16 protein-coding genes are annotated in these 23,000 nt (G+C 68.7%); 10 read left to right on the forward strand and 6 right to left on the reverse strand.

The genetic code is table 11. The features are described 5' to 3' along the window. Positions 1 to 10: 10 nt before the first annotated feature. The 4 genes from AAG895_RS03535 to aroQ all read left to right on the forward strand — a co-directional run bounded on the left by AAG895_RS03535 (position 11) and on the right by aroQ (position 8,116). On the forward strand, positions 11 to 1,135 hold the full coding sequence (locus AAG895_RS03535; RefSeq protein ID WP_345794188.1) for a deoxyguanosinetriphosphate triphosphohydrolase: 1,125 nt from the start codon (positions 11 to 13) through the stop codon (positions 1,133 to 1,135). A gap of 318 nt (positions 1,136 to 1,453) precedes the next feature. Further along, positions 1,454 to 6,136, forward strand: a complete 4,683-nt coding sequence (locus tag AAG895_RS03540) for a glutamate synthase-related protein (protein ID WP_345794189.1) — start codon at positions 1,454 to 1,456, stop codon at positions 6,134 to 6,136. Further along, complete coding sequence (locus AAG895_RS03545) at positions 6,137 to 7,600, forward strand: glutamate synthase subunit beta (protein WP_345794190.1); 1,464 nt, start codon at positions 6,137 to 6,139, stop codon at positions 7,598 to 7,600. 81 nt (positions 7,601 to 7,681) lie between these two features. After that, on the forward strand, positions 7,682 to 8,116 hold the full coding sequence (gene aroQ / locus AAG895_RS03550; RefSeq protein ID WP_345794191.1) for a type II 3-dehydroquinate dehydratase: 435 nt from the start codon (positions 7,682 to 7,684) through the stop codon (positions 8,114 to 8,116). A 114-nt stretch (positions 8,117 to 8,230) separates the two neighbouring features. On the opposite strand, the gene AAG895_RS03555 is transcribed toward aroQ, so the two are convergent. Next, a complete protein-coding gene (locus AAG895_RS03555; RefSeq protein ID WP_345794192.1) occupies positions 8,231 to 9,688 on the reverse strand; it encodes a PLP-dependent aminotransferase family protein in 1,458 nt (485 codons plus the stop codon). A 135-nt stretch (positions 9,689 to 9,823) separates the two neighbouring features. Here AAG895_RS03555 and AAG895_RS03560 point away from each other — a divergent pair, with 135 nt between their 5' ends. Continuing rightward, positions 9,824 to 10,426 (forward strand): LysE family translocator, encoded by a 603-nt coding sequence (locus tag AAG895_RS03560; protein WP_345794193.1) that lies wholly within the window; start codon positions 9,824 to 9,826, stop codon positions 10,424 to 10,426. 2 nt (positions 10,427 to 10,428) lie between these two features. Here AAG895_RS03560 and ggt read toward each other — a convergent pair whose 3' ends face one another. The 3 genes from ggt to AAG895_RS03575 form a co-directional block, all read right to left on the reverse strand. Next, entirely contained in the window at positions 10,429 to 12,168 is a 1,740-nt protein-coding gene (ggt, locus tag AAG895_RS03565; RefSeq protein WP_345794194.1) for a gamma-glutamyltransferase, read from the reverse strand. Positions 12,169 to 12,299: 131 nt separating this feature from the next. After that, positions 12,300 to 13,484, reverse strand: a complete 1,185-nt coding sequence (locus AAG895_RS03570) for an acetate/propionate family kinase (protein WP_345794195.1) — start codon at positions 13,482 to 13,484, stop codon at positions 12,300 to 12,302. Next, positions 13,481 to 14,887 (reverse strand): bifunctional enoyl-CoA hydratase/phosphate acetyltransferase, encoded by a 1,407-nt coding sequence (locus AAG895_RS03575; RefSeq protein WP_345794196.1) that lies wholly within the window; start codon positions 14,885 to 14,887, stop codon positions 13,481 to 13,483. Before AAG895_RS03575 ends, AAG895_RS03570 begins: the two co-directional genes overlap by 4 nt. Positions 14,888 to 15,116: 229 nt before the next feature. Here AAG895_RS03575 and glmU point away from each other — a divergent pair, with 229 nt between their 5' ends. Continuing rightward, complete coding sequence (glmU, locus tag AAG895_RS03580; protein WP_345794197.1) at positions 15,117 to 16,475, forward strand: bifunctional UDP-N-acetylglucosamine diphosphorylase/glucosamine-1-phosphate N-acetyltransferase GlmU; 1,359 nt, start codon at positions 15,117 to 15,119, stop codon at positions 16,473 to 16,475. Positions 16,476 to 16,603: 128 nt separating this feature from the next. Continuing rightward, the gene (gene glmS / locus AAG895_RS03585) at positions 16,604 to 18,430 is read left to right on the forward strand and encodes a glutamine--fructose-6-phosphate transaminase (isomerizing) (protein ID WP_345794198.1); all 1,827 of its coding nucleotides are present in this window, start codon (positions 16,604 to 16,606) and stop codon (positions 18,428 to 18,430) included. 213 nt (positions 18,431 to 18,643) lie between these two features. Here the strand turns inward: glmS and AAG895_RS03590 are convergent, their stop codons facing one another. Together AAG895_RS03590 and AAG895_RS03595 are read right to left on the reverse strand one after the other, a co-directional pair. Then, complete coding sequence (locus tag AAG895_RS03590; RefSeq protein WP_345794199.1) at positions 18,644 to 18,904, reverse strand: hypothetical protein; 261 nt, start codon at positions 18,902 to 18,904, stop codon at positions 18,644 to 18,646. 215 nt (positions 18,905 to 19,119) lie between these two features. Next, on the reverse strand, positions 19,120 to 19,809 hold the full coding sequence (locus AAG895_RS03595) for an SOS response-associated peptidase (RefSeq protein WP_345794200.1): 690 nt from the start codon (positions 19,807 to 19,809) through the stop codon (positions 19,120 to 19,122). Between the two features lie 336 nt (positions 19,810 to 20,145). On the opposite strand from AAG895_RS03595, the gene AAG895_RS03600 reads away from it, so the two are divergent. From AAG895_RS03600 to AAG895_RS03610, 3 genes are read left to right on the forward strand one after another with little or no spacing between them, the layout of a single operon-like run. Next, positions 20,146 to 20,931: a (Fe-S)-binding protein gene (locus tag AAG895_RS03600; RefSeq protein ID WP_345794201.1), complete on the forward strand. Its 786-nt coding sequence runs from the start codon at positions 20,146 to 20,148 to the stop codon at positions 20,929 to 20,931. Between the two features lie 3 nt (positions 20,932 to 20,934). Beyond that, complete coding sequence (locus tag AAG895_RS03605) at positions 20,935 to 22,344, forward strand: LutB/LldF family L-lactate oxidation iron-sulfur protein (protein WP_345794202.1); 1,410 nt, start codon at positions 20,935 to 20,937, stop codon at positions 22,342 to 22,344. Continuing rightward, a complete protein-coding gene (locus tag AAG895_RS03610; protein WP_345794203.1) occupies positions 22,341 to 22,997 on the forward strand; it encodes an LUD domain-containing protein in 657 nt (218 codons plus the stop codon). Before AAG895_RS03605 ends, AAG895_RS03610 begins: the two co-directional genes overlap by 4 nt. The last annotated feature ends 3 nt before the right edge of the window (positions 22,998 to 23,000 follow it).

The following is a 23,000-nucleotide window of genomic DNA, read 5'->3' on the forward strand; positions in this document are numbered from 1 at the left end:
AGGAGCCCGCATGCTGCAACTCGCCCCCTATGCCGTCACCGAGATCAACTCGCGCGGCCGCCGGCATGACGAGCCGGCGCCGGTCGCGCGCGGGCAGTTCCAGCGCGATCGCGACCGTATCGTGCATTCGACCGCCTTCCGTCGCCTCGAATACAAGACCCAGGTATTCGTGAACCACGAGGGCGACCTGTTCCGCACCCGGCTCACCCACAGCATCGAGGTTGCCCAGATAACCCGCGGCATCGCACGCGAGCTCGGGCTCAACGAGGACCTCGCCGAGTCGATCGCCTTCGCCCATGACCTCGGCCACACGCCCTTCGGCCATGCTGGGCAGGACGCGCTGAACGCCTGCATGAAGGCGCACGGTGGTTTCGAGCACAACCTGCAGTCGCTGCGCACCGTCGATCTGCTCGAGGACCGCTACGCCGGCTTCGATGGCCTGAACCTGATGTTCGAGACCCGTGAGGGCATTCTCAAGCATTGCTCGCGCGCCAACGCCGAGCGCCTCGGTGACGTCGGTCAGCGTTTCCTCGACGGCACCCAGCCTTCGCTCGAGGCCCAGCTCGCCAACCTCGCCGACGAGATCGCCTACAACAACCACGACGTGGACGACGGACTGCGATCGGGCCTGATCACCCTCGAGCAGCTCGACGAGGTGCCGATCTTCGCCGCCCAGCGCCGCGAGGCCGAGGCGCGCTGGCCGGGGCTGTCCGGGCGCAAGCTGATCAACGAGACCGTGCGCCGCATGATCCACCTGATGGTGATCGACCTCCTCGAGCAGACGCGCGCCAACATCACCGCTGCCGGCGTGGCCTCGCTCGACGACGTGCGCGCCGCGCCGCGCCTGGTGGCCTACTCGGAGGTGCTGCTGCCCCGTCTGCGCGAGCTCAAGCACTTTCTGCGCGACAACCTCTACCGCCATTACCAGGTGCTGCGCATGACCAACAAGGCGCGCCGTATCGTCGGCGACCTGTTCTCCGCCTTCATGGACGACCCCCAGATCCTGCCGCCGCAGTATCAGGCGATGGCGCGCGAGGACAAGCCGCGGGCCATCGCCGACTACATCGCCGGCATGACCGACCGCTACGCAATGAAGGAGCACCGGCGCCTCTTCGCCGTGGGCGAAATCCACTGAGGTGGCGGGGCTGGAAAACCATTCCCCGAACCCGTGTCGCAGTGCAAAAAAACTGTTGAATCCAGCGCACTTTGGGGGGTATAGTTTTTTCGTTGGCGGCGAATTGGGCCATGGCGTCCAAAATGGTGCATGAAGCCTCGGAAGGCTGCCCTCCCAGCCAGATTGTTCGCTGTTTCTGCACCATAATGGTGCGGGCTACAAAGCCGGTGCGCGCGCGCCCGGCTTTTTTGTGCGCGTTCAGTTTGTCGGTGCTTGCTCCAGATGCAAGTTTTTTCCGGCGCCTGCGCGTGATCTTGAGTGTCGTTTGAGGAATAGAAGATGGATCTGCCCCAAAAGCAGGGTCTCTACGACCCCGCCAATGAACACGATGCCTGTGGCGTGGGTTTCATCGCCCACATCAAGGGCGAGAAACGTCATGACATCATTCTGCAGGGCCTCGAGATCCTGAAGAACCTCGACCACCGCGGCGCGGTGGGCGCCGACCCGCTGCAGGGCGACGGTGCCGGCATCCTGATCCAGATCCCCGACCAGCTCTATCGCGAGGAGATGGCGAAGCAGGGCGTCACCCTGCCGCTGGCGGGCGAGTACGGCGTCGGCATGGTGTTCATGCCCAAGGAAGCCGCGTCGCGCCTGGCCTGTGAGGAAGAGATCGAGCGCGCGGTGGTGGCCGAAGGCCAGGTCGTGCTCGGCTGGCGCGACGTGCCGGTCAACCGCGACATGCCGATGTCGCCGACGGTCAAGGCCATGGAGCCGGTGATCCGCCAGATCTTCATCGGCCGCGGCGCCGACGTGATGGTCACCGAGGCGCTCGAGCGCAAGCTCTACGTCGTGCGCCGCCGCGCGGCCAACGCCATCGGCGCGCTCAAGTTGAAGCACGGCAAAGAGTTCTACATGGTGTCGATGTCGGCGCGCACGGTGAACTACAAGGGCCTGCTGCTCGCCAACCAGGTCGGCGAGTACTACAGCGACCTCGTCGATCCGCGCGCGGTGTCGGCGCTGTCGCTGGTGCACCAGCGTTTCTCCACCAACACCTTCCCGAAGTGGAACCTCGCCCACCCGTTCCGCTACATCGCGCACAACGGCGAGATCAACACCCTGCGCGGCAACTACAACTGGATGCGCGCGCGCGAGAAGGGCGTGCACTCGCCGCTGCTCGGCGAAGACCTGCAGAAGATCTGGCCGCTGATCTACCCTGGCCAGTCCGACTCGGCCTCCTTCGACAACGCGCTCGAACTGCTGGTGATGAGCGGCTACTCGCTCGCCCACGCGATGATGATGATGATCCCGGAGGCCTGGGAGTCGCATACGCAGATGGACGAGAAGCGCCGCGCCTTCTACGAATACCACGCGGCGATGATGGAGCCGTGGGACGGCCCCGCCGCGGTGGCCTTCACCGACGGCCGCCAGATCGGCGCCACCCTCGACCGCAACGGCCTGCGCCCGGCGCGCTACCTGGTCACCGACGACGACCTCGTCGTGATGGCCTCGGAGTCCGGCGTGCTGCCGATCGCCGACAGCAAGATCGTCAAGAAGTGGCGCCTGCAGCCGGGCAAGATGTTCCTGATCGACATGGAGCAGGGCCGCATCATCGGTGACCAGGAGCTCAAGGAGTCGCTCGCCAACGCCAAGCCCTACGCCGACTGGCTGCGCCGCATCAACATCAAGCTCGACACCCTGGACGCGCCCGCCATCGTCGACGCCTCGGCAGCCGCCGAGCGCGTCGAGCCGCTGCTCGACCGCCAGCAGGCCTTCGGCTACACCCAGGAGGACATCAAGTTCATCCTCGAGCCGATGGGCAAGGCAGGCGAGGAGGCGACCGGCTCGATGGGCAACGATTCGCCGCTGGCGGTGCTGTCCTCCAAGAACAAGCCGCTCTACAACTACTTCCGCCAGCTCTTCGCGCAGGTCACCAACCCGCCGATCGACCCGATCCGCGAGCAGATGGTGATGTCGCTGGTGTCCTTCATCGGTCCGAAGCCCAACCTGCTCGAGATCAACGAGATCAACCCGCCGTTCCGCCTCGAGGTGAGCCAGCCGGTGCTGGACTTCGAGGGCATGGCCAAGATCCGCAACATCGCGCGCTACACGCAGAACAAGTTCCGCTCGGCCGAGCTCGACATCTGCTATCCGGCCGAATGGGGCAAGGAAGGCGTCGAAGCGAGCCTGGCCTCGCTGTGCGCCGATGCCGAGAACGCGGTGCTGGGCGGCACCAACATCCTGATCGTGTCCGACCGCAAGCTCGCCGCCGATCGCATCGCCATCCCGGCGCTGCTGGCGCTGTCGGCCATCCACCAGCACCTGGTGGCCAAGGGCCTGCGTACCCGCACCGGCCTGGTGGTCGAGACCGGCTCCGCGCGCGAGGTGCACCACTTCGCGGTGCTCGCGGGCTACGGCGCAGAAGCCGTGCACCCCTACCTGGCGCTCGAGACCCTGCAGCACCTCGCCGGTGATGCCGAGTCGGCCGCCAAGTACGTCAAGCACTTCGTCAAGGCGATCGGCAAGGGGCTGATGAAGGTGATGTCCAAGATGGGCATCTCGACCTACATGTCCTACACCGGTGCGCAGATCTTCGAGGCGGTCGGTCTCAAGCAGGCGCTGCTCGACAAGTATTTCACCGGCACCACCAGCCAGGTGGAAGGCATCGACCTGTTCGAGGTGATGGAAGAGTCCATCCGCCTGCACAAGGCCGCCTTCAGCGCCGACCCGGTGCTGCACGACATGCTCGACGCCGGCGGCGAGTACGCCTTCCGCATCCGCGGCGAAGAGCACATGTGGACGCCGGACGCGATCGCCAAGCTGCAGCACGCCACCCGCTCGGGCAAGGCCGACACCTACAAGGAATACGCCCGCATCATCAACGACCAGGGCAAGCGTCACATGACGCTGCGCGGCCTGTTCGAGCTCAGGGCCGCCGAGACCCCGGTGGCGCTGGACGAGGTCGAGCCCGCCAAGGAGATCGTCAAGCGCTTCGCCACCGGCGCGATGTCGCTCGGTTCCATCTCCACCGAGGCCCACACCACGCTCGCGGTGGCGATGAACCGCATCGGCGGCAAGTCGAACACCGGCGAGGGCGGCGAGGACCCGATGCGCTTCAAGCCGCTGACCGCGGCGATCAAGCTGTCGCAGGTGATCGGCGAGAAGCGCATCGCGCGCGACCTCGAGCTCAACGCCGGCGATTCGCTGCGCTCGGCGATCAAGCAGGTGGCCTCCGGCCGCTTCGGCGTCACCACCGAGTACCTGGTCAATGCCGACCAGATCCAGATCAAGATGGCCCAGGGTGCCAAGCCCGGCGAGGGCGGTCAGCTGCCCGGCCACAAGGTCTCGGAGTACATCGGTTTCCTGCGCCACTCGGTGCCGGGCGTCGGCCTCATCTCGCCGCCGCCGCACCACGACATCTACTCCATCGAGGACCTCGCGCAGCTGATCCACGACCTCAAGAACACCAACCCGGTGGCCAGCATCTCGGTCAAGCTGGTGTCCGAGATCGGCATCGGCACGGTGGCGGCGGGCGTGGCCAAGGCCAAGGCCGACCACATCGTCGTCGCCGGCCATGACGGCGGCACCGGCGCCAGCCCGTGGAGCTCGATCAAGCACGCCGGCTCGCCGTGGGAGCTCGGCCTCGCCGAGACCCAGCAGACGCTGGTGCTCAACCGCCTGCGCTCGCGCGTGCGCCTGCAGGTCGACGGCCAGATCAAGACCGGTCGCGACGTCGTCATCGGCGCGCTGCTCGGCGCCGACGAGTTCGGCTTCGCCACCGCGCCGCTGGTCGTCGAAGGCTGCATCATGATGCGCAAGTGCCACCTCAACACCTGCCCGGTCGGCGTCGCCACCCAGGACCCGGTGCTGCGTGCGCGCTTCCAGGGCCAGCCCGAGCACGTGGTGAACTACTTCTTCTTCGTCGCCGAGGAAGTGCGCGAACTGATGGCCCAACTCGGCATCCGCAAGTTCGACGAGCTGATCGGTCGCGCCGACCTGCTCGACATGAAGAAGGGTATCGAGCACTGGAAGGCGCAGGGGCTGGATTACTCGCGCATCTTCTATCTGCCGCCGGTCCCGGCCGAGGTGCCGCGCCTGCACACCGAGACCCAGGACCACGGCCTCGACAAGGCGCTCGACAAGCAGCTCATCGCGCTCGCCGCGCCGGCGCTGGAGAAGGGCGAGAAGGTCAACATCGACCTGCCGGTGCGCAACATCAACCGCACCGTGGGCGCCATGCTGTCGGGCCAGGTGGCGGCGCGCTACGGCCACGCCGGGCTGCCCAACGACACCATCCACATCCGCCTCAACGGCACCGCCGGTCAGAGCTTCGGCGCCTTCCTCGCGCGCGGCATCACCCTCGAGCTGGTGGGCGAGGGCAACGACTACGTCGGCAAGGGCCTGTCGGGTGGCCGCATCGTGGTTCGTCCGAAGGCCGAGTTCCGCGGCGCCACCGGCGACAACATCATCGTCGGCAACACCGTGCTCTACGGCGCGACCGAGGGCGAGGTGTACTTCGCCGGCGTGGCCGGCGAGCGCTTTGCGGTGCGCAACTCCGGCGCCACCGCGGTGGTGGAAGGCGTGGGCGACCATGGCTGCGAGTACATGACCGGCGGCACCGTGGTTGTGCTCGGCGAGACCGGTCGCAACTTCGCCGCCGGCATGTCGGGCGGCGTGGCCTACGTGCTGGACGAGGACGGCAGCTTCGAGCAGCGCTGCAACATGGCGCAGGTCGCGCTCGAGCCCTTGCCCGACGAGATCGCCGCGCGCAAGGGCTCGGAGTCGGGCGACGAGCTCGAGTCCCACGGCCGCGTCGACATCGACCACCTGACGATGGGCGACGAGCTCATCCTCAAGGGCCTGATCGAGCGCCACGTCCGCTTCGCCGGCAGCGTGCGCGCCCGCGAGATCCTGAACAACTGGGGCGTCTGGCGGAAGAAGTTCGTCAAGGTGTTCCCGCACGAGTACCGTCGCGCGCTGGCCGAGATGGCGGAACAGCGCGAAGCAGAGAAGGAGGCCGCATAAATGGGCAAGCCCACTGGATTTCTCGAGCATCAGCGTCTGTCCGAGGCCTACGAGCCGGTCGACAAGCGCCTGAAGACCTACAAGGAGTTCGTCGTCCGCCTCACGGACGAGCAGGCATCGGTTCAGGGCGCGCGCTGCATGGATTGCGGCATCCCGTTCTGCAACAACGGCTGTCCGGTCAACAACATCATCCCGGACTGGAACGACCTCGTGTATCGCGGCCACTGGCGCGAGGCGATCGAGGTGCTGCACTCGACCAACAACTTCCCCGAGTTCACCGGCCGCATCTGCCCCGCGCCCTGCGAGGCCGCATGCACGCTGAACATCAACACCGACGCGGTGGGCATCAAGTCGATCGAGCACGCGATCATCGACAAGGCCTGGGAAGAAGGCTGGGTGGTGCCGCAGCCGCCCGAGGCGAAGACCGGGAAGAAGATCGCCGTGGTCGGCTCCGGCCCGGCGGGCCTCGCGGCCGCGCAGCAATTGGCGCGCGCGGGCCACGACGTCACCGTGTTCGAGAAGAACGACCGCATCGGCGGACTGCTGCGCTACGGCATCCCCGACTTCAAGATGGAGAAGTGGCTGATCGACCGCCGCGTCGAGCAGATGCAGGCCGAAGGCGTCCGCTTCCGCACCGGGGTGGTGGTGGCGGCCAAGGACATGCCCGCCGGCATCGTCAATGACGCCAAGGAAGTCGTGAGCGCCGAGCAGCTGCAGAAGGATTTCGACGCCGTGGTGCTGGCCGGCGGCGCCGAAGTGCCGCGCGACCTGCCGGTGCCGGGCCGCGAGCTCGGCGGCGTGCATTACGCGCTCGAGTTCCTGATCCCGCAGAACAAGCAGGTCGCCGGCGACAAGCCCAACCCGATCTCGGCCAAGGGCAAGCATGTGGTGGTGATCGGCGGCGGTGACACCGGTTCCGATTGTGTCGGAACCTCGAACCGCCACGGCGCGGCGAGCGTGACCCAGTTCGAGCTGATGCCGATGCCGCCCGAGCAGGAGAACAAGCCGCTGGTGTGGCCGTACTGGCCGACCAAGCTGCGGACCTCGTCCTCGCACGAGGAAGGTTGCGAGCGCGATTTCGCGGTGGCCACCAAGGAGTTCATCGGCAAGAACGGCAAGGTCAAGGCGCTCAAGGCCTGTCGACTGGAGTGGAAGGACGGCAAGATGTCCGAGGTGCCGGGCTCCGAGTTCGAGATCAAGGCCGACCTGGTGCTGTTCGCGATGGGCTTCACCCAGCCGGTGGGCGGCGTGCTCGAGGCCTTCGGCGTCGACAAGGACGCACGCGGCAACGCCAAGGCTACGACCGACGGCGAGGGCTGCTACGCCACCAACGTGCCCAAGGTGTTCGCCGCCGGCGACATGCGCCGCGGGCAGTCGCTGGTGGTCTGGGCAATCCGGGAAGGTCGCCAGTGCGCGCGCGCGGTGGATGAGTTCCTGATGGGTGAGAGCCTGCTGCCGCGCTGATATCCTCTGCGCTGAAGCGATTTGCGAAAGGCGGTCTGCGGGCCGCCTTTTTTACGACTGTGTCTTGCGGAGTCCTGCCCCATGTCCAAGGTCCTCGTCATCAACGGCCCCAACCTCAACCTGCTCGGCACGCGCGAGCCGGAGATCTACGGCGCCACCACGCTCGCCGACGTCGAAGCGGGCCTGCGCGCGCAGGGCGGACAGCTGGGCGTGGAGGTGCTGTGCTTCCAGAGCAACCACGAAGGCGCGATCGTCGACCGCATCCACGCTGCACGCACCGAGGGCGTGGCCTGGATCCTGATCAACCCGGGCGCGTACACCCACACCAGCGTGGCGATCCGCGACGCGCTCGCCGGGGTGGCGATTCCCTTCGTCGAGGTGCACATCTCGAACGTGCACAGGCGCGAGCCCTTCCGCCACCACTCCTACCTGTCGGATATCGCCGAAGCGGTCATGGCCGGCTTCGGGACCGCGGGCTATGGCCTCGCGTTGCAGTTCATCGCCTCCCGCGGCTGAGACTGTGTGCAGGGTGGGCGACGCGTGGCACACGAGCGCCCATGGCTTCGTCACCCGGGCGCGTGCCTCGTGCGCTTGGCCCGCGGCGGCTTGGTGTGCGCAAGCGCAAGGCCTTCAGCGCAGCTGCGCTCCCGCCAGCTCGCCCAGCGTCATCAGCGCATGCACATGGCGGTCGCTGAAGGGGTAGCAGCCCGACAGGCGCAGGTGGCGGGTGTAGCGGCCCGAGGGCGAGTAGAGCTTGCCGGGCGTCATGCCGATGCCGCGGCGCAGCGCGAGGTCGAACAGACGGTTGGTGTCGCAGCCCGCGGGCAGTTCCACCCACACCAGGAAGCCGCCGCTGGGCTGGGTGGCGCGCGTGCCGGGCGGAAAGGCGTCGTGGATCAGGCCGCGCAGGCGCTCGGTCTGCGCCGCATAGGTGCGGCGCAGGCGGCGGATGTGCTGGGCGTAGCCGCCGCTCTCGAGGAAACGCCCGATGGCCTCGCCGAGCAGGGCGGGCTGCGCCACCGACGAGCAGAACTTGAGCTCGGCCAGCTCGCGGCCGAAGCGTCCGCCCTCCATCCAGCCCACGCGCATGCCGGGCGCCAGCGTCTTGGTGTAGGACGCGCACACGATGATCCAGCCGTCGCTGTCGAAGGCCTTTGCGGTCGGTTGCAGCGGCGTGCTGAACTGCAGCTCGGCGTAGAGCGCATCCTCGATCACCGGCACCTTGTAGCTGCGCGCCAGGTTGGCCAGCCGGCGCTTGTTGGCTGGGCTAATGCTGGTGCCCAGCGGGTTGTGCACGGTGGGCATGGTCACCACCACTTTCAATCGTCCTTCTGACAGCAGCAGCTCGAGCGCGTCGAGCGACAGGCCGCCTTCGGGATGGGTGGGGATCTCGATCGCCTTCAGTCCGAGGCGGTCGAGCAGCGGGATCAGGTTGAAATAGGTCGGCGACTCCAGGCCCACCGTGTCACCCGCCTGGGTGGTGGCGCGTAGCGCCAGTTGCAGGGCCTCCATGCAGCCGTTGGTGAGCAGGATGGCGTCGGGCTGCAGCTGCATGCCCAGCTCGGTGGCGTGGCGGCAGATCTCGCGGCGCAGCAGCAGCGGGCCCGGCGGCAGCGAATAGTCGGTCAGCAGCTCGGGGTGGCGGCGGGTGAGCTCGGCGACGATGCGGCCGAGCTTCTCGCCGGGATAGAAGTCGCTGCCCTTGGGGCAGGCGAGCGACAGGTCGATGGTGTCGGGCCGGGTCTGGGCGGCGAGCACGCTGGCGATGCGGCTCAGCACCGTGCTCTCGGCGGCGATCGCCGAGCTCGGCTCGGCGGCGGCTGCCTGCGGCGCCGGCGGCACGGCGAGCTGCGAGCGCACGAAGTAGCCGGATTGCGGGCGCGCGTCGACCAGGCCCTGGGCCTCGAGCTGGCGGTAGGCGGCCAGCACCGTGTTGATGCTGATGCCGCGGCTGGTCGCCGCCTCTCGCACCGAGGGCAGGCGGGCGCCAGCGACCAGCCGCCCGTCGCGGATCGCTTCGCGCAGTTCTTCGGTCAGCGCCTGATAGAGCGGGGCGTTCTGGGGGGCCGTGGTCGCAGCAGGGGGCACAGTGGGCGCGTCCTTGGGTGGTTACAGCCGTTCTGTAAAACGGTCTGTGACCACTATAAACATGTTTTTCTGGATCTGTAACCTTCCTGCTGCGCCTCGTATAGTGATCTCCCGAAGCCCCTCGAGGAGAACGCCATGATCGACCTGCCGCTGATGACCTACGTCGCCACGATGTCCGTGACGCCGGGGCCCAACAACATCATGCTCGCCGCCTCCGGGGTCAATTTCGGTTTCCGCCGCACGCTGCCGCACCTGCTCGGCGTCAGCGCCGGCAACAGCGTCCAGGTGCTGATCGTCGCCAGCGGCCTGGCCTGGGTGATGGCCTGGCTGGACGCCTTGCGCCTGCCGCTGGTGGTGGTCGGCTGTGGCTATCTGCTATGGCTGGCGCTGCGCCAGGCACGCGCCGGCCAGCCGGGCCGCGGCGGCCGGGTCGCGCCGCTCGGGTTCGTGGCCGCGGTGCTGTTCCAGTGGGTGAATCCGAAGGCGTGGATGATGGTGCTCAACGTCGCCATCCTGTTCCTGCCGCGCGACGCCGACTGGACGACGGCCGCCGGGCTGGCGCTGCTGTGCATGTCGGTGAACCTGCCCTGCATCACCCTGTGGGCGGTGGCGGGGGCAAGGCTGCGGACCTGGCTGCAACAGCCGGCCGCGCTGACGGCATTCAACTACACGATGGCGGCGCTGCTCGCCGCGACCGCGCTGTGGATCGGCGCGGACGAGGCGGGCGCGTTGCTGTAGGCCTACTGCTTCTGCACGATCGCGCTGCCGCCGCCGTGGCGCAGCGGCTCGCTGACTGCGGTCACCGTGCCGTCGGCGTTGAAGCGGATGCCGTTGGCGGCGCCGATCTGGTCGGTCTCGCGCCACGTGTGGCCCCTGGCCTCCAGCGCCTTCGCCTGTTCGCTGCCGGGGAAGTTCAGCAGGGTCTCGACCAGCGTGGTGTCGCCGTTGCGCTGGCTCATGCGTGGCGCGGCGAGCGCGTCGGCCAGGCTCATGCCCAGATCGACGTGATTGACGATGGTCTGCAGCGCGGTGGTGATGATGGTCGAGCCGCCGGGCGAGCCGATCGTGAACGCGGGCGCGCCGTCCTTGAGCACGATCGTCGGGCTCATGCTCGAGCGCGGGCGCTTGAAGGCTTCGGGTACGTTCGGGTGCGGGCCTTCGAAGTCGAAGTCGGTGAGCTCGTTGTTGAGCAGGAAGCCGCGCCCCGGCACCACGATGCCGCTGCCACCCCAGTCCTCGATGGTGAAGGTATAGGCGACCACGTTGCCTTCGCGGTCGGCGACCGCGAGGTGGGTGGTGTGCATCGACTCCTGCGCGAGCGGCCTTGGCTGCGGGCGCAGCGGCACCGAGCGGTCGTCCTCGAAGGGGTAGGGGTCACCGGCCGCGACCTTGCCCGGCGCCGCGCGTTCGCCGATCCGCTGCGCGCGCTCGCGGGCGTAGGCCTTTGACAGCAGGCCGTCCTTGGGAAAGTCCACGAACGCCTCGTCGGCGACGTAGGCGTTGCGGTCGGCGAAGGCCAGGCGCGAGGCCTCGAGGTAAAGGTGCTCGATTTCGGCGCGCGGCTTGCCCGCGAGATCGAAGGTCTCGAGCATGTTGAGCGCCTGCGCGATCGCGATGCCGCCGCTCGAGGGCGCGGGCATGCCGTACACCTCGTAGCCGCGGTAGGTCGAGCGCACCGGCTGGCGGATGCGCGCCTCGTAGTCCTTGAGGTCGGCCATGGTCAGGCCGCCGGCGATCACGCTCACGCCCGGATTGACCGGCGGGTGGTTCACCGCCGCCACCATGCTGGCCGCGATCGGACCCTCGTAGAAGGCCTTCACGCCGCCGCGCGCGATGTCGCGGTAGGTCTGCGCGAGGTCGGGGTTGCGGTGCACGCTGCCCACCGGCAGCGCCTTGCCGTCCTGCAGGTAGAGCGCCGACGCGGTCGAGAAGCGCGCGAACTTGGCCTCGTTGATCGTGTTGATGCGGTGGAAGTTGGGGCCGACGGTGAAGCCTTCCTCGGCCACGCGGATGGCGGGGGCGAGCACCTTGTCGAAGCCCATCGTGCCGTAGCGCGTCAGCGCCTCGTGCCAGCCGCGCACGGTGCCGGGCACGCCGACCGAGATGCCGTTGGGCACGGTGGCCTTCCAGTCCATCGCCTTGCCTTCGGCGTCGAGGAAGACGCCAGGGTGGAAGCTCGCCGGGGCGAGCTCGCGGTGGTCGAGCGCGATCACGCGCTTGTCCTTCGCCGAATAGATCAGCATGAAGCCGCCGCCGCCGATGCCGCAGCTGAACGGGTCGGTGACGCCGAGCGTGGCCGCGGCCGCGACCGCGGCGTCGACGGCGTTGCCGCCGGCGTTCAGGATCTGCATCGCCGCCAGGCTGGCTTCGTGCGAGATGGTGGCGACCGCGCCGCCGTGGCCGGTGTCGACCGGCTGCTTCGCCAGGGCGCCGAAGGCGGCCATCATGACCGCGGTGGCGAGGAGGGTGCGTGTTCTCATGGTGCGCTCCGTCGTGCTGGGGAGCATGACGTTAGCACCGGGCGTGGAGCGCGCCCAAGGCGGGAATACCCGGGTTGTTTTGTGCAAAACGAGCTCGGGCGGCGGCGCCTGGGACGCCGCCGCCCCGGGGGTCACAGCCCCAGCGTCTGCGCGGTGTAGCGCGCGATCATGCGCTCTTCGTTGGTCGGCACCACGGCGACCGCGACGCGGCTCGCCGGCGTGTCGATGCGGCGCGCGTGGGCCGCGTTGGCGGCCGCGTCGATGTCCACGCCGAGCCAGGCCGACAGCGCAGCGACCTGCGTGCGCACCGGCGCGGCGTGCTCGCCGATGCCGCCGGTGAACACCAGCGCGTCCAGCCCGCCCGCGGCCGCGGCCAGCGAGCCGAGTTCGCGCGCGATGCGGTAGCAGAACAGGTCGACCGCCTCCTTCGCCTCGGGCGCGTCGGAAGCAAGCAGGGTGCGCATGTCCTGGCTGATGCCCGACACGCCGAGCAGGCCCGACTCCTTGTACAGCAGCCGGGAGAGCGCGCGCGCATCCATGCCCTTTTCTTCCATCAGGTAGAGCAGGACGCCGGGGTCGAGGCTGCCGGTGCGGGTGCCCATCATCAGGCCCTCGACCGCGGTGAAGCCCATGGTCGAGGCCACGCTCTTGCCGTCGCGCAGCGCGCACATCGAGGCGCCATTGCCCAGATGGGCGATCACCACCGCGCCCTGGGCACGCTCGCCGATGATCTCGGGCAACTGGCGGGCGACGTAGTCGTAGGACAGGCCGTGGAAGCCGTAGCGCTTGATGCCGCCCTTGGTGAGCCGGCGCGGCAGGGCGAACGCCTGCGCGATCGCTGGCTGGGTGCGGTGGAACGCGGTGTCGAAGCAGCCGACCTGCGGAATCCGCGGCATGAGCGCAGTGACCGCGTGAACCGCGCGCAGGTTGTGCGGTTGATGCAGCGGCGCCAGCGGCACGAAGTCCTCGAGCTCGTCGATGAGCTCGGCATTGAGCACCACCGGCGTGCTGTAGCGCTCGCCGCCATGCACGATGCGGTGGCCGGCGGCGACGATGTCGAGCGCCGGATTGTGGCGGGCGAGCAGCGCGAACACGTGGTTGAGCGCGTCGCGGTGCTGCTCGCCCTGGCTGCCGGCGGTGGGCACTGCCTCGCGGATGCGTTCGCCGTCGGCGGTCTTCAGCGTGACCTCGGGCGTGGCGCCGATGCCCTCGACCTGGCCGGAGACCGCGGGGGCCTCGGCGACGTCACCGTTGATCGGATAGAGCGCGAACTTCAGGCTCGACGAGCCCGCGTTGAGAACGAGGACGGCTTTCATGCTTTCATCGCCTCGCGCTTCCTGTGGGCCATCAGCTGCACCACCGCGCAGGAGGCGGTGCGGGTCTCGGCGGTGTCGGCGCGGCTGGTGAGCACGATCGGCACGCGCGCGCCCAGCACCACGCCGGCCATCAGCGCGTTGGCCAGGTACTCGAGCTGCTTGGCGACCATGTTGCCGGATTCGAGATCGGGCACCACCAGGATGTCGGCGTTGCCGGCGACCACCGACTTGATGCCCTTGGTCTTGGCGGCGACCAGCGACACCGCGTTGTCGAAGGCGAGCGGGCCGTCGAGGAGCCCGCCCTTGATCTGGCCGCGGTCGGCCATCTTGCACAGCGCGGCGGCGTCGATGGTCGAGCGGATCTTCGAGGTCACGGTCTCGACCGCGGACAGGATCGCCACCTTGGGCTCGGCCAGGCCGAGGATGTGGGCGAGCTCGATCGCGTTCTGGATGATGTCGACCTTATCCTCGAGCGTCGGCTCGATCATGATCGCCGCGTCGGTGATCATCAGCGGGTGCGGGTAGGTCGGCACGTCGGCGAGGAAGACGTGGCTGATGCGGCGGCCGGTGCGCAGGTTCTTGACCACCTGGCTCATCATCTCGTCGGTGTGCAGCGAGCCCTTCATCAGGGCTTCGGCGCCGCCGTCGCGGCACATCGCCACCGCGACCTCGGCCGAGGCATGGCTGTGCTCGGTGTCGACGATCCGGAAGCCCTTGATGTCGATCTCGTGCTCTTCGGCCACGGCGCGGATGCGCGCCTCGGGGCCGACCAGGATCGGCTCGACCAGGCCCGCCCGGGCGGCCTGGACGGGGCCGAGCAGGGATTCGCGGTCGCAGGGGTGGGCCACCGCGATCGGGATCGGCGACAGGCCCGACGACACCGACAGCAGGTGGCGGTAGCGCAGCTCGCGATCGGAGATGGTGACCTCGGGCAGGACCACGCGCGGACGCGAGATCTTCTCGGTCGGCGCCATCACCTCGGCGATGCCGTCGATCACCTTCAGGCCGTCCTGGTTCACCGCCAGGCAGTCGAAGATGATGTGATGGTTGTGCTCGAACTTTTCCCTGCAGGTGACGGTGATCGTCAGCGTGTCGCCGATCGTGATCGGCCGCCAGAAGTTGAGCCCCTGCGACACATACACGGTCCCCGGGCCGGGGAACTCGGTGCCGAGCACGGTCGAGATCAGCGTGCTGCCCCACATGCTGTGGCCGACCACTTCGCGGAACTGGCTGGAGCGGGCGTATTCGAGATCGACGTGAGTCGGGTTGACGTCGCCGGACATCGCGGCGAACAGGTGGATGTCCTCGGGGCGGAGGGTGCGGACCAGCTGGGCGAAGTCACCCACCTGGATTTCGTCGAACGTTCGGTTCTGGATGGTCTGGGGTGCGGCTGCGGGTTTCATGGTGCGCTCGTCGTTGAATGCATTGCAACATGCAGATTTTAGACGGTGTCTGTGACCGAGATGAGAACAAGCGTAATCGAATTGTGCAATGCGTCAATCAAAGCCTCCGTTATTCGCAGATCGGTTGGTTTTGACCCACATGCCATGCATTTGCTCACATTCCGCGCTGCAGCGCGGTGGTAAACTCCCGCGGTCGTCGAATTCGTCAGCCAATCACTGGAAGCCCCCCATGCAAGTCGTCGTTCTCGCGGCCGGCCAGGGCAAGCGCATGCGCTCGATCCTGCCCAAGGTCCTGCAACCCATCGCCGGCAAGCCGATGCTGGCCCACGTGCTCGAGGCCGCCCGCACGCTCGACGCTCGGCGCATCTGCGTGGTCTATGGTCACGGCGGCGAAGTCGTGCGCGAGCGCCTCGACGCCCCCGACCTGGCCTGGGCGCGGCAACAGCCGCAGCTCGGCACCGGGCATGCGGTGCAGCAGGCGCTGCCCCACCTCGACGATGGCGAGCTTGCCCTGGTGCTCTATGGCGACGTGCCGCTGATCGGCGTGCCCACCCTGCGCCGGCTGGTCGCCGCCGCCGGTGGCGAGCGCCTGGCACTGCTCACCGTCGAGATGGACAACCCCACCGGCTACGGCCGCATCCTGCGCGATGCCGCCGGCAAGGTGGTCCGCATCGTCGAGGAGAAGGACGCCAGCGCCGACGAGCGCCGCGTGCGCGAAGTCAACACCGGCATCCTGGTCGCTCCGGTGGCGCGCCTGCGCGACTGGCTCGGCCGCATCGGCAACGACAACGCCCAGGGCGAGTACTACCTCACCGACATCATCGGCCTCGCCGTGGCGGACGGCGTCGAGGTGACCACCGTGCAGCCCGACGCCTTCGCCGAGACGCTCGGCGTCAATAACAAGCTGCAGCTGGCCGAGCTCGAGCGCATTCACCAGGGCAACATCGCCCGCCGCCTGATGGAAGAGGGCGTCACCCTGATCGACCCGGCGCGCATCGACGTGCGCGGCAGCCTCAGTGTGGGCCGCGACGTCGAGATCGACGTAAACTGTGTCTTCGAAGGCGAGGTCGAGCTCGGCGACGGCGTGCGCATCGGCGCCCACTGCGTCGTCCGCAATGCCCGCATCGGCGCCGGCACCCGGCTCGAGCCCTTCAGCCACGTCGACAGCACCACCATGGGGCAGGCCTGCGTGATCGGGCCCTATGCGCGCACCCGTCCGGGCACCGTGCTCGGCGCCGACGTGCATCTGGGCAACTTCGTCGAGGTCAAGAACAGCGTCATCGCCGACCACTCCAAGGCCAACCACCTGGCCTACGTGGGCGACGCCGACGTCGGCAGCAAGGTCAACATCGGCGCCGGCACCATCACCTGCAACTACGATGGCGCCAACAAGCACCGCACCATCATCGAGGACGAGGTCTTCATCGGCTCCGACACCCAGCTCGTCGCGCCGGTGCGCGTCGGCCGCGGCGCCACGCTCGGCGCCGGCACCACGCTGACCAAGGATGCGCCGGCCGAGCAGCTCACCGTCACCCGCGTCAAGCAGATCAGCCTCAACTGGAAGCGCCCGGTGAAGCAGCCGCGCTGAGACCCCGTGGGAGCGGGCTTGCCCGCGAACAGGGCGGCAACGGGCGCCCTCATTCGCGGGCAAGCCCGCTCCCACGGAAAGCCGCGCCTGTAGCCGGCACCCGACAACCGAACAAGGAAGCCCCGACCATGTGTGGCATCGTCACCGCAATCGCAACCAACAACGTCGTTCCGGTCCTGCTCGAGGGCCTGCGCAAGCTCGAGTACCGCGGCTACGACTCGGCCGGCCTCGCGGTGCTGTCGGGCGAGCTCACCCGCCTGCGCGCCTGCGGGCGCGTGGCCGAACTCGCCGCCCTGGCCGATGCGCGCCAGCTCTCGGCTCACGTCGGCATCGCCCACACGCGCTGGGCCACCCACGGCGTGCCCTCCGAGCGTAACGCCCATCCGCACATCTCCGCCGGCCTGGCGGTGGTGCACAACGGCATCATCGAGAACTTCGAGGCCATCAGGGCCGAGCTGCAGGGCAAGGGCTACGTCTTCGAGTCCGAGACCGACACCGAGGCCATCGCCCACCTGGTGCATTTCAAGCTGCAATCCACCCCCGACCTCTTCGAGGCCGTGCGCCAGGCCACCAACGAACTCGTTGGCGCCTACGCCATCGGTGTGGTGGCCGAGGCCGACCCCTTCCGCATCATCGTCGCCCGCCGCGGCTCGCCGCTGCTGCTCGGCATCGGCGAGGACGGCATGTATGCCGCCTCCGACACCGCCGCGCTGCTGCAGGTCACGCGCAAGATCGTCTATCTGGAAGACGGCGACCTCGCCGAACTGCGCCGCGACAGCTACATCGTGATCCGTCCCGACGGCAGCCCGGTCGAGCGCGCGGTGCACCTCTCCAGCCTGTCGGCCGATGCGGTGGAGCTGGGCAAGTTCCGCCACTACATGCAGAAGGAGATCTTCGAGCAGCCGCAGGCCCTGGCGCAGACGCTTGAACTGATCGCCGGCGGCGCCGGCATCACCCCGCAGCACTTCGGCGCACGCGCAGCGGAAGTCTTCGACGGCGTGCGCCGCGTGCTCATCCTGGCCTGCGGCACGAGCTATCACGCCGGCCTGGTCGCGCGCTACTGGATCGAGGCCATCGCCAAGCTGCCGGTCACGGTCGAGATCGCCAGCGAATACCGCTACCGCGAGTCCGTACCCGACGCCGAAACGCTCGTCGTGGTCATCTCGCAGTCGGGCGAGACCGCCGACACCCTGGCCGCCCTCAAGCACGCCAAGACGCTCGGCATGGAACGCACGCTGGCCATCTGCAACGTGCCCGAGTCGGCCATCGTGCGCGAGACCGCGCTGCGCTTCATCACCCGTGCCGGCCCCGAGATCGGCGTCGCCTCCACCAAGGCCTTCACTACCCAGCTCGCCGCCTTCGCGCTGCTCACGCTGGCGCTCGCCAAGATCAACGGCCGGCTGAGCCAGGAAGAGGAGGAGCGCCGCCTCGCCGCGCTGCGCCACCTGCCGGTCGCGGTGCAGAAGGTGCTCGAGCTCGAGCCCGAGATCGAGCAGTGGGCCCAGCGCTTCGCCGGCAAGGAACACGCGCTCTTCCTCGGCCGCGGCAGCCACTGGCCGATCGCCATGGAAGGCGCGCTCAAGCTCAAGGAGATCTCCTACATCCACGCCGAAGCCTACGCCGCCGGCGAGCTCAAGCACGGCCCGCTGGCGCTGGTGGACAAGGACATGCCGGTGATCGCCGTGTCGCCCGCCGACGAGCTGCTGGAAAAGCTCAAGTCCAACCTGCAGGAAGTGCGCGCGCGCGGCGGCGAGCTCTACGTGTTCGCCGACGCGGGCAGCGAGATCCCGGAGTCGGAAGGCGTGCACATCCTGCACATGCCCGAGCACTACGGCATGCTGTCGCCGGTGCTGCACGTGATCCCGCTGCAGCTGCTGTCGTACCACGCGGCGCTGGTGAAGGGCACGGACGTGGATAAGCCGAGGAACCTGGCGAAGAGCGTGACCGTCGAGTGAAGACGCGGCTCTCCGTAACAAAACCGGTTCGCACGATCCGCCTTGATGGCGTCGTGTGATGCCGGAGCGTCAGCCGTGCAACTCGTCACCCCTTCACGGCTCGCTGCATCGAGGGCGCGCGCGCCGTAGCCGATGGTGCGGAATCGGCGGCTGTCCCGGTGAGCTGAGGGCGCCTTGCGGCTGGTGGCCGGGGCGCCTTCCCTGCGCGACGGTTCAAACCGCCGTGCTGCGCTTGCGCCAGGCCTCCAGGTCGCTGCGTTCGATGCAGGTTTCCCGCGGGTTGATGTTGCCAGGCAGGCCTTGGCCATCCCACTGTTCGGTGGCCCAGCGCTTGACGTTGGCGTGCAGCTCGCAGTGCTGTATCGCGTTTGCCAGCAGGACTTCGGCATCGTGTGCCGACAGGTCCTGGCCGGCGAGCAAGCGCGCCGCGTCGCGCAGACTGAGGGGGGCGTCGTTGGCGTTTGCATCGTTCATGTTGGTCTCCCGGGAACTCGACCGTGTGCCAGCCACACGTGTGGACAATGGTGCCGGCAATCGGTGCGGGGAGCCACTGGCGGAGGTCCGCCCGAGCGTGCTCCCGCCCGTTCTTGAAGCAGTGCCCCAAGTGCCATGTGGCACACGGGGTTGGCGCAATTTCCCAGCCCCTGCCCCCAGCCTTATCCACAGGAAAGCTGGATAACTGCGCGGGGTCAGCGCGGCTGCGGATCCGACTCGGGCGCGATCAATCGCGCGCCTTCGTTGCGGACGTTGCCGACCGCCTTCGACACCGGATGCATGCTCAGCATGCCGTCCGGGCAGGGGGCAAGGAGTTGGCCGAGCCGCTCCGGTGCGGTGTCGCGGCTCAGCCACGGACCGTAGTCCGCGGGCTGAAGGATTACCGGCATGCGCTCGTGCAGCGCCTGCATGGTCGCGTTCGCCGCCGTGGTGATGACGGTGAAGGTGTCGATCGGCGTGCCCTCGGGGCGGGTCCATCGTTCCCACAGGCCGGCAAGGCCGAACAGTTCGTCATTGGCGGGCTGGATGTAATAGGGCTGCTTGCCGCCGGGGACCGCCTTCCATTCGTAGAAGCCGGATGCCGGCACGATGCAGCGGCGCGCCCGGTAGGCCGCGCGGAAGGCGGGCTTCTCGGCCAGCGTCTCGGCGCGCGCATTGATGAGCCGGGTGGCGATGCCCGGGTCCTTTGCCCAGCCCGGGAGCAGGCCCCAGCGCAGCAGGTGTGCCACGCGCTCGCCGCCGGGGCGCTGGCGGACGACGGGCAGCATCTGCATCGGAGCCGCGTTGTAGCGCGGCCCGAAGTCGGCCGGCAGCGCGTCGATGCTGGCCGCGAACCGCTCACTCAGGCGTGAGATGGGGCCGTAGAGCGCGTATCTTCCGCACATGGGGCGTGTCTCCGGATAGCTGCGAATGGCGCGCGCCGGGAAAGGATATTCGTCGCCCGGCTGGATCACAACGCCGTGCTGCATCCGGCGCCCCGCATGCGAACGGCGCCGCGGAGAAAAAAGATCGTATGCTGTGAGGCGGCGCGAAGATGCCGAGAATGCACGCTGGCGCGCTGCTGGATTCGTCCGGCGCCGGTGGTTCGTGGCGGCTGCGCACGCTGACGGAAGACGCAGCGATCGCCGCCCATCGAGACCGGCCCGTGCCTGGCCAGCGCGCGCCGGTGCGCGGCGATGATCCGCGCGCGACCGCCCCGACAACGCAGGAGGAAGACCCCCATGAACCAGCCCCGAAGCGATTCGCGCCCGACTTCGCCGCGCGTCGCGCTCTTCGTCACCTGCCTGGTGGATGCGATGCGTCCGAGCGTCGGCTTCGCCGCGCTCAAGCTGCTGCGCGACGCCGGCTGCCGGGTCGAGATCCCGCAGGCGCAGACCTGCTGCGGCCAGCCCGCCTTCAACAGCGGCGACACTGCAGATGCGGCCAGGTTGGCCCGTCACTTCATCGAGACCTTCGAGGGCTACGACTACGTGGTCGCGCCCTCGGGCTCCTGTGTGGGCATGACCAGGGTGCACTACGCCGAGGCGCTCGCCGGCGACCCGGCCTGGGCCGAGCGCGCGCGCCGGCTGGGCGAGCGGACCTTCGAGCTGATGAGCTTTCTGGTCGACGTGATGGGCTACGCCCCGGCGGACGTGAAGCTCGACGCCAGCTTCACCTACCACGACAGCTGCTCGGGCCTGCGCGAGCTCGGCGTGCATGATCAGCCGCGCGCGCTGCTCGGCAAGGTCGAGGGGCTCACCCTGAAGCCGCTCGAGGGCAACGACGTGTGCTGCGGCTTCGGCGGGACCTTCTGCGTCAAGTACGCGGCGATCTCCAACGCGGTCGTGGGCGAGAAGGCCGAGGCCATCGAGCGCAGCGGCGCGCAGCTGCTGCTCGGGGGCGACCTCGGCTGCCTGATGAACATGGCCGGCAAGCTCAAGCGCAAGGGCGCGGAGGTACGCGCCTTCCATGCCGCCGAGGTGCTCGCCGGCATGGGCGGCGGCGCAGCGATCGGCGAGGAGGGCTGAGCCATGGAAGAAGCCACGCTGTCCTTCAAGGCGCGCGCCGAGCGCGCGCTCGCCGACCCCACGCTAAAGATCGCGATCGACCGCACCACCGGCACCGCCGAGCGCAAGCGCGCGGTGGCGATGAGCCAGTTTCCGCAGTTCGAGGCGGCGCGCGAGCGCGGCAAGCGCATCAAGGACCACGTGATCGCCAACCTCGACCACTACCTGCTCGAGTTCGAACGCAACGCCACCGCCTCGGGCGCCAAGGTGTACTGGGCCGCGACCGCCGAGGAGGCCTCGCAGATCGTCGTGCGCCTGTGCAAGGAAGCCGGCGCCAAGCGCGTCACCCGCGTCAAGTCCATGCTCGGCGAGGAGATCGGCCTGCCGCATGCGCTCGATGAGGCCGGCATAGAGCGCGTCGAGACCGACCTTGCCGAGCACATCGTGCAGCTCGGCGGCGACCGCCCCTCGCACATTGTGTGGCCGTCGATGCACCGCACGCGCGAGCAGGTCTCGGAGATGTTCAAGCGCCTGCACCGCGCCCCGCACCAGGAGGAGACCATCGAGGCGATGGTCGACAGCGCGCGCCGCGAGCTGCGCGACAAGTTCCTCAGCGCCGACGTCGCCATCTCGGGGGCCAACTTCCTCCTCGCCGACACCGGCGCCACGTGCACGGTGACCAACGAGGGCAACGCCGAGCTCACCACCACGCCGCCGCGGGTGCACATCGTCACCGCCGGCATCGAGAAGCTCGTCCCCAGCATGGGCCACGCGATCGCCATGCTGCGCCTGCTGGTGCGCTCGGCCACCGGCGCGGACGTCACCCAGTACACCACCTTCCACTGCGGCCCCAGGCAGGCGGGGGATCGCGACGGCCCGGAAGAATTCCACATCGTGCTGGTCGACAACGGCCGCAGCCGCATGCTGCGCGAGGGCATGCAGGAGATGCTGCGCTGCATCCGCTGCGGCGCCTGCATGAACCACTGCGTGGTGTTCCGTCAGCTCGGCGGCCACGTCTATGGCGGCACCTATCCGGGGCCGATGGGCGCGGTGCTGACGCCGGTGTTCGACGGCCTGGAAAAATCCCGCGATCTGCCGCACGCGTGCACGATGAATGGCAAGTGCCAGGAGGTGTGCCCGGTGGCGATTCCGCTGCCCACGCTGCTGCGCGGCTGGCGCGACCGCTCGTGGCGCGAGGGGCTCGAACCCTCGGTGGTGCGCTTCGGTCTGGGGATCCACACCTTCGTGGCCTCGCACCCGCGGCTCTACCGCCTGGGCACGGCGATCGCGGTGCGAGTGATGCGGCTCTTCAGCCGCGGCGGCCTCGTCAAGGGCATGCCCGGGCTGGGCGCATGGACCGCGCACCGCGAGTTTCCCGCACCCGCCAAACGCACCTTCATGGAAATGGTCAAGGATCAGGAGAGCGCACGATGAGCGCCCGCGAAGCCATCCTCAACGCCGTGCGCGGCGCCCTCGGCCACCGCAGCTTCGATCCGGCGGCGCTGCGGCGCGAGGCCGACGCCCTGCTCGAAGACCTGCCCGCGATCCGCCCCGGCCTGCTTGCCGACGATCTGGTCGAGGCCTTCATCGCCCGCCTGGTCACGCCCAAGGTGGCGGCCACCGCCGAGCGCATCGCCGACGCGCGCGAACTGCCGGCCGCGGTGGCGCGCTACCTCGACGCGCGCGACCTGCCCGCGGCGATCGCGCTGCAGCCCGCGGCCGTGCTGAAGGCGCTCGACTGGTCGGGCTTCGAACTGCACGAGCGGGTCGCGCCCGACGAGACCCTGGCGGTGGGCTTCGCGCGCTGGGGCATCGCCGAGACCGGCTCGCTGGTCTTCCATTCGGATGCCGAGACCCCGATCCTCGCCAACTTTCTGCCCCTGCACCATCTGGTGATGGTGCGCGCGAGCACGGTGCTGGCCTACCTCGACGACTACGCCGCGGCCACCGCCGGCCAGCGCCCGCCGCGCAACGTCAACATCATCACCGGCGCCAGCGGCACCACCGACATCGAGGGCAGCCTGGTGCTCGGCGCGCACGGTCCGCGCTACCTGCACGTGGTGATCGTCGACGACCTCCCCAGCTAGCGC

It is taken from the genome of Thauera sp. JM12B12 (assembly GCF_039614725.1).
Classification (GTDB): Bacteria; Pseudomonadota; Gammaproteobacteria; order Burkholderiales; family Rhodocyclaceae; genus Thauera.